Origin of the sequence: Dechloromonas denitrificans (genome assembly GCF_001551835.1) — a bacterium.
GTDB classification, from domain to species: domain Bacteria; phylum Pseudomonadota; class Gammaproteobacteria; order Burkholderiales; family Rhodocyclaceae; genus Azonexus; species Azonexus denitrificans.
On record NZ_LODL01000002.1, the window covers coordinates 37,541 to 52,445 of the forward strand.

At 58.8% G+C, this 14,905-nt stretch carries 13 protein-coding genes; 2 read left to right on the forward strand and 11 right to left on the reverse strand.

Annotated features, from left to right (window positions below):
- Positions 1–6: 6 nt before the first annotated feature.
- The 10 genes from bamA to rfbD form a co-directional block, all read right to left on the reverse strand.
- Positions 7–2,286 carry an outer membrane protein assembly factor BamA gene (gene bamA, locus AT959_RS00165; RefSeq protein WP_066879469.1) on the reverse strand — a complete coding sequence of 760 codons (2,280 nt, stop codon included), beginning with the start codon at positions 2,284–2,286 and terminating at the stop codon, positions 7–9.
- Between the two features lie 3 nt (positions 2,287–2,289).
- Entirely contained in the window at positions 2,290–3,657 is a 1,368-nt protein-coding gene (gene rseP, locus AT959_RS00170; RefSeq protein ID WP_240481641.1) for an RIP metalloprotease RseP, read from the reverse strand.
- On the reverse strand, positions 3,654–4,838 hold the full coding sequence (ispC, locus tag AT959_RS00175; protein ID WP_205629803.1) for a 1-deoxy-D-xylulose-5-phosphate reductoisomerase: 1,185 nt from the start codon (positions 4,836–4,838) through the stop codon (positions 3,654–3,656). Before ispC ends, rseP begins: the two co-directional genes overlap by 4 nt.
- 5 nt (positions 4,839–4,843) lie before the next feature.
- On the reverse strand, positions 4,844–5,674 hold the full coding sequence (locus AT959_RS00180; RefSeq protein ID WP_066879145.1) for a phosphatidate cytidylyltransferase: 831 nt from the start codon (positions 5,672–5,674) through the stop codon (positions 4,844–4,846).
- A complete protein-coding gene (uppS, locus tag AT959_RS00185; RefSeq protein WP_066879148.1) occupies positions 5,667–6,428 on the reverse strand; it encodes a polyprenyl diphosphate synthase in 762 nt (253 codons plus the stop codon). Before uppS ends, AT959_RS00180 begins: the two co-directional genes overlap by 8 nt.
- A 28-nt stretch (positions 6,429–6,456) precedes the next feature.
- A complete protein-coding gene (frr, locus tag AT959_RS00190) occupies positions 6,457–7,014 on the reverse strand; it encodes a ribosome recycling factor (RefSeq protein ID WP_066879152.1) in 558 nt (185 codons plus the stop codon).
- Between the two features lie 12 nt (positions 7,015–7,026).
- Entirely contained in the window at positions 7,027–7,743 is a 717-nt protein-coding gene (gene pyrH / locus AT959_RS00195; RefSeq protein ID WP_066879154.1) for a UMP kinase, read from the reverse strand.
- Positions 7,744–7,763: 20 nt separating this feature from the next.
- Positions 7,764–8,663 (reverse strand): translation elongation factor Ts, encoded by a 900-nt coding sequence (tsf, locus tag AT959_RS00200; RefSeq protein ID WP_066879157.1) that lies wholly within the window; start codon positions 8,661–8,663, stop codon positions 7,764–7,766.
- Positions 8,664–8,719: 56 nt separating this feature from the next.
- Positions 8,720–9,469 carry a 30S ribosomal protein S2 gene (gene rpsB / locus AT959_RS00205; protein ID WP_066879159.1) on the reverse strand — a complete coding sequence of 250 codons (750 nt, stop codon included), beginning with the start codon at positions 9,467–9,469 and terminating at the stop codon, positions 8,720–8,722.
- Positions 9,470–9,668: 199 nt separating this feature from the next.
- Complete coding sequence (gene rfbD, locus AT959_RS00210) at positions 9,669–10,580, reverse strand: dTDP-4-dehydrorhamnose reductase (RefSeq protein ID WP_066879472.1); 912 nt, start codon at positions 10,578–10,580, stop codon at positions 9,669–9,671.
- 119 nt (positions 10,581–10,699) lie between these two features.
- Between rfbD and map the strand changes: the two genes are divergently transcribed.
- Complete coding sequence (map, locus tag AT959_RS00215; RefSeq protein WP_066879162.1) at positions 10,700–11,500, forward strand: type I methionyl aminopeptidase; 801 nt, start codon at positions 10,700–10,702, stop codon at positions 11,498–11,500.
- Positions 11,497–14,058 carry a [protein-PII] uridylyltransferase gene (locus tag AT959_RS00220; RefSeq protein ID WP_240481642.1) on the forward strand — a complete coding sequence of 854 codons (2,562 nt, stop codon included), beginning with the start codon at positions 11,497–11,499 and terminating at the stop codon, positions 14,056–14,058. Before map ends, AT959_RS00220 begins: the two co-directional genes overlap by 4 nt.
- A gap of 79 nt (positions 14,059–14,137) precedes the next feature.
- Here AT959_RS00220 and AT959_RS00225 read toward each other — a convergent pair whose 3' ends face one another.
- On the reverse strand, positions 14,138–14,905 hold the full coding sequence (locus AT959_RS00225) for an S-methyl-5'-thioinosine phosphorylase (RefSeq protein WP_066879165.1): 768 nt from the start codon (positions 14,903–14,905) through the stop codon (positions 14,138–14,140).

A 14,905-nucleotide genomic window follows, 5' to 3' on the forward strand; every position in this document is an offset into this window, starting at 1 on the left:
CCCAAATCAAAATGTGGTGCCCAACTGGAACTGGAAGGACTCGGTTTTATCGGTATCCTGCTTGTTGAGCGGCATACCGTAACTGAACTTGAGCGGACCAACCGGTGAAATCCATGCGGCAGAGAGGCCCGTTGAATAACGAAGTTCACCAAAATCCATCTTTTCATCCTTGCCGAAAACCTGGCCGGCATCAAAGAACCAGCCCATACGGAAGCTCTTTTCCATCCCCGGGATACCCCAGAGCAGTTCAGCATTAGCAATTACACGACGATTACCACCAATACGATAATCAGTTCCATCGGTGTTGGTAATAGGTCCTAGGCTGGCTGCCTTGTAACCACGCACCGAAGTAACCCCACCCGCATAAAAATTCTTATAGAACGGCAGGCCATCGCCACTATAGCCATCAGCATATCCGATCTCGCCATTCAACATCAAAGTGAACTTTGAGTTCAAGGGGAAAAACTGCTGCAACTGATAACTGGCTCGGTAATAGGTTAGGTCGCCACCGGGAATTGCCACCTCAATACCGGCTTTCTGGAATGTCCCGCGAGTCGGGAAAAAATAGCTGTCCTTGCCGTCGCTCACCCAGTTTGCCGACATTGGAATAGTCAGATTCTTATTACCATACTGGTTAACGAAATCCTTGTAGTACTGGGGGCTATCGTCATAAGTTGTAATGTCGGTCGAATCAAGACCGGCGCCAAAACTCAGAGACTCCTTTTCGCCAATCGGGAAACCAAAGCGAACGCCACCGCCAGTGGATGCCGATGTGTAATAAGCCAGCGTCGTTGAACTGGTATTTACCGTACGATGGTAAACATCAAACCCCTGACTGATGCCATCCGTCGTAAAGTAAGGATTGGTGTAGGAGAACGAATAAGTCCGATAAGACTTCGCCGAATTGACCTGGATCGCGACGTTGTTGCCGCTTCCCATGAAGTTATTCTGGGCAATCGACCCGGACAAAATAACCTTGTCAGTACTTGAGGTTCCCAAGCCGAGCATCAGGTTACCAGTCGGCTTTTCCGTCACCTTCAGATTTACATCGAGTTGGTCGGCTGTTCCCGGCACCGCGGGCGTTTCGACAGCCACTTCGGTAAAGTAGCCGACCTTATCGAGGCGTAGTTTGGAAGCGGCGACACGGTCCGCGTCATACCAGCCGCCCTCCATCTGGCGCAATTCACGCCGGATGACCTCGTCGCGCGTCTTGGTATTGCCGGTGACGTTGATCCGGCGCACGTAAACCCGCTTCCCCGGATCGACGAAAATGGTGAAGGCTACCTTGCGCTTCTCCTTGTCGATCTCCGGTGCCGCATTGACGTTGGCGAAGGCATAACCTTCCTTGCCGAGGCGGTCGCTAATCGCTTTGGTCGAGTCATTGAGGCGCCCGCGCGAAAAAACATCGCCCGCCTTGACCAAAACCAGCTTCTGCAACTCTTCATCAGGAATGGCAAAGTCACCGGCCAGCTTGACGGAGGAAACCTGATAACGCTCCCCCTCCGTCACATTGACGGTGATATAGACATCCTGCTTGTCCGAAGAAATGGAAACCTGGGTCGACTCGACGGCAAACTCCAGATAGCCCTGATTCATGTAGAAGGACTTCAGCTTTTCCAGGTCAGCCGACAGCTTTTGCCGGGAATACTGATCATTCTTGGTGTACCAGGTCAGCCAACCAGGCGTCGTCAGCTCCAACTGGCTGAGCAATTCCTTTTCTTGGTAAGCCTTGGCCCCAACGATATTGATCTGCTTGATCTTGGCCGCCGCACCTTCTTCAACGTTGAAATTGACGCCCACCCGGTTACGCTCCAGCGGCGTCACCGTCGTCGTAATATTGACGCCGTACTTGCCGCGCGTCAGGTATTGGCGCTTCAATTCCTGCTCTGCCTTTTCCAGCAGGGAACGGTCAAAAATCCGGCCTTCGGCAATCCCGGTATCCTTCAGGGCTTTGACGATGACATCCTTCTCGAATTCTTTCATGCCGACGAAATCGACCTTGGCAATAGCCGGGCGCTCCTGCACGACAATCACCATGACGTCCCGATCGACCTCGACGCGGACGTCCTTGAAGAAACCGGTGGCGAAAAGCGCCTTGATCGACTGCGCAGCCTTTTCGTCGTCCAAAGTATCGCCCACCTTGACCGGCAAATAGCTGAAGACAGTTCCTGCTTCGGTGCGCTGGATCCCCTCTACACGAATATCCTTGACAGCGAATGGCTCAAAGGCCAACGCAGGCACGGCAAAAAGGCCGGCAACCAAGACGGACAACAGGGATTTTTTCATCATTCAGCCGGAAATCAGGCGATTTATGTCGTTAAAAAAGGCGAAAGCCATCAGAACAAAAAGAATGGACAAACCTATCTGCTGTCCAATCTCCATAGCCCGCTCGGAAAGCGGGCGCCGTCTGACGACTTCGATCATATGATACATCAAATGCCCACCGTCCAGAACCGGGATGGGGAGCAGATTCAGCACGCCGAGACTGATGCTGACCAGTGCCATGAACTTGATGTAATAGTCCACGCCAAGGCGGGCTGACTGCCCGGCATAATCGGCAATCGTCACCGGACCGGACAGGTTTTTCCACGAAACTTCGCCGGTCAGCATTTTGCCAAGCATGACCAGACTGAAAACGGACTTATCCCAGGTTTCCGCCAGCGCCTTGCCTCCGGCCGCGAAAAAACCATAGCGCACGAAAGTATGCAGCTCACGCCGCGTATCGCCGTTCTCCGCCACCGCCACACCGATCTTGCCAACACTGCGACCACGCTCGGAAACCGCCTCCGGAACGACGTCAACCGTAGCAATGTCACCTTGCCGGAGCACTTCGAGGCGCAAGCTCTGGCCGGCCGAATTGCGAACCCGGATGACCAACTCCTGCCACGTGAAGACCGCCTCGCCATTGATCGCACGCACCAGATCACCAACCCGCAAACCGGCACGCTCGCCCGGGCCACCGCCAACCAACTTACCGACCACCGCCGGAATTTTTGGCCGAAAGAAAGCCAGCCCCAAACGCTCCAGGGCGTCGCCTTCCCAGCCCTGCTCCCCAGCCGCTTTCAGATCAAGGCGACGCAGTGCAATTTCCTTCGCTTCGTTGATCAGTTCGAGATCGACACTTTCCTGGGCGACCGCCTTCTGCAGGATCAACCAGCGAAAGTCATTCCAGGTCTGTACCGCCTGCCCATCCACCGCTCGCACCTGCTCACCGTTGGCGATACCGGCTGCCGCCGCCGGCGACCCCGCGGCCGGCGTACCGAGAATCGGCAACAGCTCGTTGCCGCCGTAAATGAAAACAGCCCAGAACAGCAGGATGGCCAGGATGAAATTTGCCAGCGGCCCCGCCGCGACAATCAGGCTGCGCTGCCCCACCGACTTTCGATTAAAGGCACGATGAAGCTCGCTGACATCCACAGCCCCCTCTCGCTCGTCAAGCATCTTGACGTAACCGCCCAGCGGGAAAAGGCCAAGCGCCCATTCCGTCTGGTCACGCCCGACACGCCGCTGCCAGAGCACACGCCCGAAACCGACGGAAAAACGCAGGACTTTGACATCGCAATATCTCGCCACCAGGTAGTGACCAAGTTCGTGCACTACGATGAGCACACAGAGCACGACCAAAAAAGCAGCGAGATAGAACGCTAGGCCGCTCACGCGAAACGACATTCCTTGATCAAGCGGCTTGCCACTTGGCGAGCCTCCGCATCGGCAGCCAGCACATCGGCCAGACTGCCCTCCGGCCCGGCCTGCACCTTGGACAAGACTTCTTCGTTCAAGCGGGCAATGCCCAGAAATGGCAACTGCCGGTCAAGGAACGCGGCCACGGCAACTTCATTGGCGGCATTGAGAATGGCCGGCGCCGTTCCGCCCTGATGCAGGACATCGTAAGCCAGCTGCAGGCAGCGAAAACGCTCGAAATCGGGATCAAAAAACTCCAGGCGCCCGATCTTGAACAGATCCAGCGGCTCGACACCCGCTTCGATACGCTCCGGATAGGCCAGTGCGTAGGCAATCGGCGTCCGCATGTCCGGATTCCCCAATTGCGCGAGGACCGAACCATCGGCGTAATCTACAGCCGAGTGAATCACGCTCTGCGGGTGAACGACGACCTGAATCCGCTCGGGTGGCGCCGCAAACAGCCAATGCGCCTCGATGACCTCAAGCCCCTTGTTCATCATGGTCGCCGAGTCGACTGAAATTTTCCGCCCCATCACCCAGTTAGGATGGGCGCAAGCCGCCTCTGGCGTTACACCTTGCAGGTCGGCCAGCGGCGTATTCCGGAATGGACCACCGGAAGCAGTCAGCAGGATTCGACGCACTCCGCAGGCCGTCAAGCCGCGCGCAAAATCCGTCGGCAAAGCCTGGAAAATCGCGTTATGTTCGCTATCGACCGGCAACAGTGAGGCACCGGATTCACGGACGGCGCGCATGAACAATTCGCCAGCCATTACCAGGACTTCCTTGTTGGCGAGCATGATCTTCTTGCCCGCCCGGGCGGCGGCCAGTGTCGGCTCCAGACCGGCCGCGCCGACAATCGCCGCCATCACCGCATCCACCTCGGGCAGGGAGGACAACTCAATCAGCGCTTCGATGCCGTGACGAACTTCGGTATCCAGGCCCGCCGCACGACAGCGCTCGGCCAACAGGCTTGCCAACGGTGCATCGCGCAACACGGCAAAGCGCGGCCTGAATTCGCAACACTGCTCAAACAGCTTTTCGAGCTGGCTATGGGCGCATAAAGCGAAGACCCGATAGCGCTCGGGATGACGACGGATAACATCGAGCGTACTGACCCCGATCGAACCGGTTGAACCGAGTACGGTAATGTTTTGCAATATATTCAAGGCCGGTAAACAGTGAGCAGCAAGGCAACAACGGGCAAGGTCGAAGTCAGACTGTCGATACGATCAAGCACGCCACCGTGCCCCGGCAGGACATTGCTGCTGTCCTTGATTCCGGCCTTGCGCTTGAGCAAGGACTCGTAAAGATCGCCAATGATGCTGACGGCAGTAACGGCGAGCAGCATCACTCCCCAGAGCAGAAGCGAAGGGGTATCAAGCTGAAAAGCCAGACGAATGAGCAGACCATAGATCACGACACCGACACCGGCGCCTAGCGCCCCTTCCCAGGTTTTGCCCGGGCTGATTGCCGGTGCTAGCTTGTGCTTGCCAAACGCCTTACCGGAAAAATAGGCGGCGATATCGGCCATCCAGACCACGGCAAAAATGGCAAGGAGAACACCGGGCCCCAACGCACGCAATTGCACCATGGCCAGCCAGGTTGGCAACAACACAACGGCACCGACCGCAAGGCCCAGCACACCGCCATGCAAGGACCACTTTTTTTGCAACCAGAACGGCATCACGAGACACCAGAAGACCGCTGCCGCCCCGTAAAAAACAAGAACCCACAGCGCAGCCGGTTCGAAGAGTTCGCCGGCACCGATTGCCGCCGGATCAATTTGAGCCAGCGCGACACAAATCAGCGCCGTTACGCCACCGAGCAGCCGCCGCGAAGTTTCCGACCAACGGAGCAGGCCACCCCATTCCCAGGCAGCGACACCAATGAAAGCCGCAACAAAAATCGCCCAGTAAGCCTGCGGCAAAAGAAAAAGGCTGGGCAAGAGCAAGGCCAGCAAAACGAGCGCAGTGATGACGCGCGTCTTAAGCATTCGATTTTTCCGACAACTGCTCACTGGTTCGCCCAAACCGCCGCTCCCGTTGCTGATAGGAAGTGATCGCTTTGCCGAATTCGGCCGTATCAAAATCAGGCCACAGCGTCGGGGTGAAATACAGTTCGGTATAAGCCAGTTGCCAGAGCAGGAAGTTACTGATCCGCTCCTCACCACCTGTACGAATGAACAGATCGGGCTCCGGCGCAAAGCTCATCGACAGGTAAGGGTCGAGATCGGACTCGGTCCACCCTTCTCGCTTGTCGGGCTGGCCAGCCAACATGCGGTTTACTGCCTGCATGATGTCCCAGCGTCCGCCGTAGTTGGCGGCAATGGTCAGGTCAAGGCGAGTATTGCCCGCCGTCCTGTTCTCCGCATCGCGAATCAACTGCTGCAAACGACTGTCGAAGCGGGACAGATCGCCGATGATGCGCAGGCGGACGCCATTGCGATCGAGCTTCTCGACTTCCTGCTCAAGCGCCTTGACGAAGAGCTGCATCAGCAGACTGACCTCGTCCTGCGGTCGACGCCAGTTTTCCGAGGAAAATGCAAAAAGGGTCAGGTAGGAAATCCCACGTTCAAGGCAGGCTCGAACCATCTCGCGGACCAGTTCGACGCCTTTGACGTGGCCGGCGACGCGGGGCATGAAACGCTTTTTGGCCCAGCGGCCGTTGCCGTCCATGATAACGGCAACGTGCTTGGGCACGGTTGCCGCATCGGGAACCTGGCGTGTCGAGCTTGAGAAAATCGCCATTCAGCGGTCGATCAGCGTCAGACGGCTTTTAAACCTGCAGCAGCTCGGCCTCTTTCGCGGCGAGCATTTTGTCGACTTCGACGATGAATTTATCGGTCAGCTTCTGGACTTCGTCTTGCGCCCGGCGCTCGTCGTCCTCGGGAATCTCGCCCTTCTTCAACGCATCCTTCAGATGGTTGTTGGCATCGCGCCGCAGATTGCGGATGGCGACCTTGGCGCCCTCGCCTTCATTCTTGACGACCTTGATCATTTCCTTGCGGCGCTCTTCGGTCAGCGCCGGCATCGGCACGCGGATAAGGTCACCCTGCGACGCCGGGTTGAGGCCGAGGTCGCAATCACGAATCGCTTTCTCGACTTTTTGCAGCATGGGCTTTTCCCAAGGCTGCACACCGATTGTCCGCGCATCAACCAGAGTGATGTTGGCGACTTGATTCACCGGCACCATCGAACCGTAGTAATCCACCTGGACATGGTCGAGCAGGCCGATATGAGCACGGCCGGTGCGAATTTTCTGGAGATCGTTCTTCAACGCATCCAGCGTCTTCTGCATCTTGCTTTCGGCAGTTTTTTTGAGTTCTGGAATCATCTCTTGTTTTCCTCAGCAATAGACCAGCGTGCCTTCATCTTCGCCACAGACCACGCGCTTCAGCGCGCCGGCCTTGAAGATGGAAAACACGTTGATCGGCAATTTTTGATCGCGACAGAGCGCGAAGGCGGTCGCATCCATGACGGCCAGATTTCTGGAGATCGCCTCGTTGAAGCTGATCTTGTCAAAACGGGTAGCTGACGGATCCTTTTTCGGATCGGCCGTATAGATACCATCGACCTTGGTCGCCTTGAGGACGATTTCGGCGCCGATTTCCGAACCGCGCAGAGCCGCTGCAGTATCGGTGGTAAAGAAGGGGTTGCCGGTGCCGGCACCGAAAATGACGATCTTGCCTTCTTCGAGATAGCGAATCGCCTTGCCGCGAATGTACGGCTCGATGACCTGCTCGATATTCAGGGCCGATTGCACACGGGCATTCAGACCACACTGGCGCATCGCGTCGGACAGCGCCATGGCGTTCATCACCGTGGCCAGCATGCCCATGTAATCCGCGGTAGCGCGATCCATCCCGGTGGCCGTACCGGCCATGCCGCGGAAGATGTTGCCACCGCCGATCACGACACCGATTTCCACACCCAGATCAGCGACCGCCTTGACCTCTCCGCAAATGCCCGCGATGGTCTGCGGATTGATGCCGTAGGCATCCGAGCCCATCAAGGCCTCGCCGGAAAGTTTCAAGAGAATGCGCTTGTATTTGGGTGTAGTCATCGGTCTTTTTCCTTGCTTGATTACTTCTTGGCAGCAGCGGCAGCAGCCTGGGCGGCTACTTCAGCAGCGAAGTCGTCAACCTTCTTCTCGATGCCTTCGCCAACCAGGAACAGACAGAAGCCGGCGACGGAAGCGCCCTTCGCCTTCAGCAGCTGTTCGATGGTTTGCTTGCCGTCTTCAGCCTTGACGAAGACCTGAGCCAGCAGGGTCACGTCCTTCAGATACTTTTGAACTGTGCCTTCGGCAATCTTCTCGAGCATGGCTTCCGGCTTGTTGTCAGCCCGGGCCTTCTCGATGGCGACGCGGCGCTCGGTATCGAGCAATTCGGCGGAAACACCGGAAGCGTCCAGCGCCTTCGGCTTGGAAGCGGCAATGTGCATCGCCAGATCCTTGCCCAGTTGCTCGTCGCCACCAACCAGGTCGACCACAACGCCAACCTTGGCACCACCGTGGATGTAGGACTGCAGCTTGCCCTTGGCTTCGAAGCGGACGAAACGACGGATGGTCATGTTCTCGCCAATCTTGCCGATCAGTGCCGAACGGGTCGACTCGACCGTGCCTTCGCCCATCGGCAGCGCCGACAGCGCAGCGACGTCAGCCGGGTTATTGGTGGCAACCAGTGCGGCAGAGCCGTTGGCCAGCGCAATGAATTCGTCGTTTTTGGCAACGAAGTCGGTTTCGCTATTGACTTCGATCATGGCACCGGTCTTGCCATCAGCCGAAATGCTGATTGCAACGATGCCTTCAGCTGCGATTCGGGCCGCGGCCTTGGAGGCCTTGTTACCCAGCTTGACGCGGAGGATTTCCTCGGCCTTGGCCATATCGCCATCAGCTTCGGTCAAGGCCTTCTTGCATTCCATCATAGGCGCGTCGGTCTTGCCGCGCAGTTCTGCCACCATGCCTGCGGTAATTGCCGCCATACTCAATCTCCTGAACTTATAGAACTGGCGGAGCTTGACGCTCCGCCGTTACAACCTTATTGCGCAGCTTCTTCCTGGACTTCGACGAATTCGTCGTCGCCACCGGCCGCAACAATTTCCTGAACAACCTGGCTACGACCTTCGAGGATGGCATCGGCCACACCGCGGGCGTAGAGTTGGATAGCACGGGAAGAGTCGTCGTTACCCGGGATCACGTAAGCAACACCGTCCGGGGAGTGGTTGGTATCGACCACACCGATAACCGGGATACCGAGCTTTTCAGCTTCGGTGATGGCAATCTTGTGGTAACCGACGTCGATGACGAAGATGGCGTCCGGCAGACCAGCCATATCCTTGATGCCGCCGATGGATTTTTGCAGCTTTTCCAGTTCGCGACGGAAGGTCAGCGCTTCTTTCTTCGGCATGCGCTCGAGATCACCGGCTTCAACAGCCAGCTCCATGTCCTTCAGGCGCTTGATCGAGGTCTTGACCGTCTTGAAGTTGGTCAGCATGCCGCCCAGCCAACGCTGATCAACGAACGGCGCACCGGCGCGAACAGCTTCTTCGCCGATGATTTCGCGGGCCTGACGCTTGGTACCGACGAACAGGATGTTGCCGCGATTGGCCGACAGCTTCTTCACGAAAGCCATGGCTTCGTTGTACTTGGCCAGGGTCTTTTCGAGGTTGACGATGTGAATCTTGTTGCGAGCACCGAAGATGTACGGGGCCATCTTGGGGGACCAGAAACGGGTCTGGTGACCGAAGTGAACACCAGCCTCCAGCATTTCGCGCATAGTAACGGACATACTAAAACTCCTTAAGGGTTGAACCGCCACCCGCCGGAAACGCACGCCATTATTGAATTCTGGCGAACACCCTTAATCGGCGGATGTGTGGATTGATTGCGCGCATCAAGCACGCAACCGTTTATTTCGGTCGACATGACCGAGAAAAACCGCCGGATTATAGCAGCAGAACGGGCAACTAAAAAGCCTGTTGGCAGGCTCAGTAACCATTTTGCTTAAGTGCGAGCAGTTGTAGCATGCGCTCGAGATAAGGCTGCCAGTCCGGCATCTGCAATCCGAAATCGTTTTCGAGACGGCCGCAGTCGAGCCGGGAATTCAACGGATGGCGGGCCGCGCTCGGATATTCGCCACTGGCAATCGGCCGAATCGCCGCCGGCCGCAAACGAAGATTGAAGCCGGGCGCCGCCGATGCCAAACCGACAATGGTCTGCGCAAAGGCATGCCAGTTGACCGGGCGCGCCGCAGCCAGGTGATAAAGCCGGTTTTCGCCCTTTTCGAGCAGTTGACCGCGCCGCACCATGGCCAGCACCACGCCGGTCACTGTCGCGACCAAGGCGGCCGGCGTCGGCGAACCGAACTGATCGGCGACCACGTCGAGCGCCTCCTTTTCCCGGGCCAGGCGCAGGATGGTCTTGATGAAATTGCCGCCCCGCGCGCCAAAGACCCAACTAGTCCGGAAAATCAGCGACTTGCCGCCGGCCGCACGAATTGCCTCGTCGCCGGCTAATTTGCTGCGGCCGTACGCGGAAAGCGGCCCGGTCTGATCGCCTTCCAGATAGGGCGTAACCTTGGTGCCATCATAAACGTAGTCGGTCGAATAATGGACGAGCAAGGCGCCAAGCCGCGCCGCTTCTTCAGCCAAAATCCCCGGCGCCACGGCATTGATGCGGAACGCCTTCTCTACCTCAGACTCGGCTTTGTCCACCGCGGTATACGCCGCCGCATTGACGATCACCGCGGGCTTGAGATCACGCACCAGGGAACGAATCTGATCGGCATCGGATAAATCGCAGGCAGCACGCCCGACGGCAGCGACCTGACCGTGCGGCGCCAGCGAACGCTGCAATTGCCAACCAATCTGACCATCCTTGCCGAGGAGAAGAATACTCATCACCCATTCCTGCATCGAAAACCGGTAAGACGGCAAGTATGCCATCCCGCTCGGCCCGGCTTTGAGAAACAGGGGCCATCATTTATCCTTGCCCCTCTCCAACGCAGAACAGAACAGCCATGAGCATCACGATCAAGACGCCTGAAGAAATCGAAAAAATGCGCGTCGCCGGGCGCCTCGCCGCCGAGGTTCTCGACTATATCGAGCCTTATGTGAAACCCGGCATCACCACGGAAGAACTCGACCGCCTGTGTCACGACCTGATGGTCAATGTCCAAGGCTGCGTCCCGGCACCGCTCAATTACGCGCCGTCCGGATATGACCCCTATCCAAAATCGATCTGCACCTCGATCAACCAGCAGGTTTGCCACGGCGTACCCGGCGACCGCGCCCTGAAGAACGGCGACATCATCAATCTGGACATCACAACGATCAAGGATGGTTACCACGGCGACACCAGCCGGATGTTCGTCGTCGGCGAAGGCTCGATTCAAGCCAAGCGTCTGTGTGAAATCACCTTCGAGTGCATGTGGCTGGGCATTTCGGTCGTTCGCCCCGGCGCCTACCTGGGCGACATTGGTGCCGTCATCCAGAAATATGCCGAGAAGAACGGCTACTCGGTGGTACGTGAATTTTGCGGCCACGGCATCGGCAAGAAATTTCACGAAGACCCGCAGGTCCTGCATTACGGCAAGGCCGGCACCGGCCCCAAGCTGGAGCCAGGCATGATGTTTACCATCGAGCCGATGATCAACGCCGGCAAGGCGGCCATTCGCGAGATGGCCGACGGCTGGACCATCGTCACCAAGGATCGCAGCCTCTCGGCGCAGTGGGAACACACGATCCTGGTCACCGAGACCGGCTATGAAGTGATGACCCTGTCGGCCAATTGTCGCCCAAAACCTGACTGGATCAAATGATGATCGGCAACGTGGCGGCGCTGCGCGCCGAGGTCAAGGAGCGCCAGCTCAAGCTGCAACAGGAGTACGAGCGTACCGGCGATGCCTGCGCCCTGCTCCGCGGGCGTAGCGCCGGCGTCGATGAGGTCCTGTGCAAGCTGTGGACATCGCTCGACTTTCCCGCCACCCTGGCACTGGCCGCCGTTGGCGGCTACGGCCGCGGCGAACTGTTCCCCTCCTCCGACATCGATCTGCTGATCCTGCTGCCACAGGAGGCCTGCCCGGCCCTGCAGGAAAAACTGGAAACGCTGATCGGCCACTTCTGGGACATCGGCCTTGAAATCGGCCATAGCGTCCGCACCATCCAGGAATGCCTGGAGGAAGCCAGCAACGACATCACGGTGCAAACCGCCTTGCTCGAAGCGCGCCTGCTGACCGGCAACGAAAAGCTGTTTGCCACCTTCGAAAAGCGCTTGCACGGCAACCTCGACCCGCTGCTTTTCTTCGAAGCCAAGAAACTGGAGCAGCAGGAGCGCTACCTGCGCTTCAACGAAACGCCGTTCAGCCTGGAGCCGAACTGCAAGGACTCGCCCGGCGGTCAACGCGATCTGCAGGTCATTTTCTGGATTGCCAAGGCCGCCGGCTACGGCGGCACCTGGCATGAACTGCACCAGAGCGGCATCCTGACCCATGAGGGCATCACGCTGGCCGAGAGTTGCGAGGAATTCCTGCGTCACCTGCGCATCCGGCTGCACCTGCAGGCCGGTCGCCGCGAAGACCGCCTGCTCTTCGATTACCAGAACACGCTGGCCGAACGCTTCGGCTTTGTCTCGACCGATGCCCGGCGGGCCTCCGAACAGTTGATGCAGGTCTACTACCGCAACGCCAAGGCGGTGACGCTGATCAACACCATCCTGCTGCAGAACATGGGTGCCGCCCTTTCGCCGGAAAGCGAGCAGGTGCCGCAGGTGCTTGACGAGGACTTCCAGTCGGTCGGTAACCTGCTCGACATTCGCGACGAGAAACTGTTCGAACGCAAACCCTCGGCCATTTTCGACAGTTTCCTGGCCATGCAGGAAAGCCATGAACTGCATGGCATGACTGCCCGCACCTTGCGCGCATTGTGGCGGGCCAGCGACCGGATCGGACCGGAGTTCCGCGCCGACCCGGCCAACCAGGCGGCCTTCATCCGGCTGTTCACGAGCCCGCGCGGTGTCGTCCACGAATTTCGCCGGATGAACCAGCTCGACATCCTCGGCGCCTACCTGCCCAATTTCGGCCGCATCGTCGGCCAGATGCAGCATGACCTGTTCCACGTCTACACCGTCGATCAGCACATCCTGCAGGTGATGCGCAACATCCGCCGCTTCACGATGAGCGAGTTCGCGCACGAGTACCCGCTGTGCGCCCGGGTCATGAGCGAGTTTGACCAGCCCTGGCTGCTCTATATCGCCGCCCTCTTCCACGATATCGCCAAGGGCCGCGGCGGCGACCATTCGGAACTTGGCACGGCCGACGCCCGCGTGTTCTGCGAGGAACACCGCCTCAGTACGCAAGATACCGAACTGGTGGTCTGGCTGGTCCGCAACCATCTGGTCATGTCACAGGTCGCCCAGAAGGAAGACCTGACCGACCCCGAGGTGATCAGCAATTTCAGCCGCCTGGTCGGCGACCTGCGCCATCTGCAGGCCCTCTACCTGCTGACCCATGCCGATATTCGCGGCACCAGCCCGAAAGTCTGGAACCAGTGGAAGGGCAAGCTGCTGGCCGACCTCTTCTTCCAGACCCAGCATTATCTCGAACAGAAAGAAGCCCCCGCCCCGCACGGCATCATCGCCGAACGCCAGGCCGAAGCGATGCGCCTGCTCCGCTTCTTCGCGCTCTCCGACACCGTCCATGAACGGCTGTGGAAACAGCTCGACATGGTCTATTTCCTGCGCCACTCGGCCGAGGAAATCGCCTGGCACACGCGCTCGCTGCATTACCGGATCTTCAACAACCAGCCGGTCGTCCGCGCCCGCCTGCATCAGGATGGCGAAGGCCTGCAGGTAATGGTCTACACGCAGGACCAGCCCGACCTCTTCGCCCGCATCGTCGGCTTCTTCGCCCGCGCCGGCTACAGCATCGTCGATGCCAAGATCCACACCACCGCCCACGGCTACGCGCTGGACAGCTTCGTCGTCCTCGACATCGAGAAACGCGACAACAATCGCGAGATGGTCGCCTACATCGAACACGAACTGGAGCATCGCCTGGTACACCAGACGCCGCCGGAAGCGCCGTCCGCCGGGCGCCTCTCGCGCCAGGTCAAGCACTTCCCGATCAAACCGGAAGCCAGCATCCGCGGCGACGAGCGCGGCACGCATTTCATCCTGTCGCTGATCGCCGCCGACCGCCCCGGCCTGCTCTACGCCGTCGCCAACATCCTGGCCGAGCACCACGCCAACCTGCATACCGCCAAGATCACCACGCTCGGCGAGCGGGCCGAAGACGTTTTCCTGATCAGCGGTGGCGACCTGAACGAAAGTGCCAGCCGCATCCGCCTGGAAACGGAGCTGATGGATCAGCTGAAAATCTGATCCGGGCAGGATTGCCGGGCCACCCCGGCAGTCCTGCGGTCAACCGGCCAAAAACCTCGATTTCTGGCCGGTTCTGCGCTTAAACCGAAGCCGCCGGCGGGCAGTTGTTCTGACAACCGACCAGCCCTTCGATGACACTGCGCACGCGGCCCATCGCTTCATGCAGGACCACTTCCAGACTCTCGAAACGAATGCCGTTGGCACTGCTGCCGCGACCGGCGGCATGGTTGGCGACAACGTTGATCGCCGCGTAGGGCAAATTCAGCTCACGGGCCAGCGCCGCTTCCGGCATGCCGGTCATGCCGACCACGTCGACGCCATCCTTTTCGAAGCGATTGATCTCGGCGGCAGTCTCCAGACGCGGTCCCTGCGTCGCGCCATAGACGGCACCGACCTTGACATCGATGGCCAGCGCCTCGGCGGCCTCGCGAATCCGTTCCCGCAATTCGGCATCGTAGGGCTCGGTAAAGTCGATGTGGGTCACCGGGCTGGCCACGCCGTCGAAAAAGGTCGATTTCCGGCCCCAGGTGTAATCGATGATCTGATGCGGCAGGACGATGTCGCCCGGCTGCAGGTCGCTGCGAATGCTGCCGACCGAGGCGACGGAAATGACGCCGACCGCCTTGTGATGATGCAGCGCCCACAGATTGGCGCGGTAATTGACCATGTGCGGCGGAATGGTGTGACCGTAGCCGTGGCGCGGCAGGAACATCACCGGCTTGCCGCAGATTTCACCGAAGACCACCGCGCCGGAGGCTTCGCCAAACGGCGTACGGACCACCTCGCGGTGCGAAACATCGAGATTGGACAGCGTCGTCAGACCGCTGCCGCCAATGATTGCCAACAT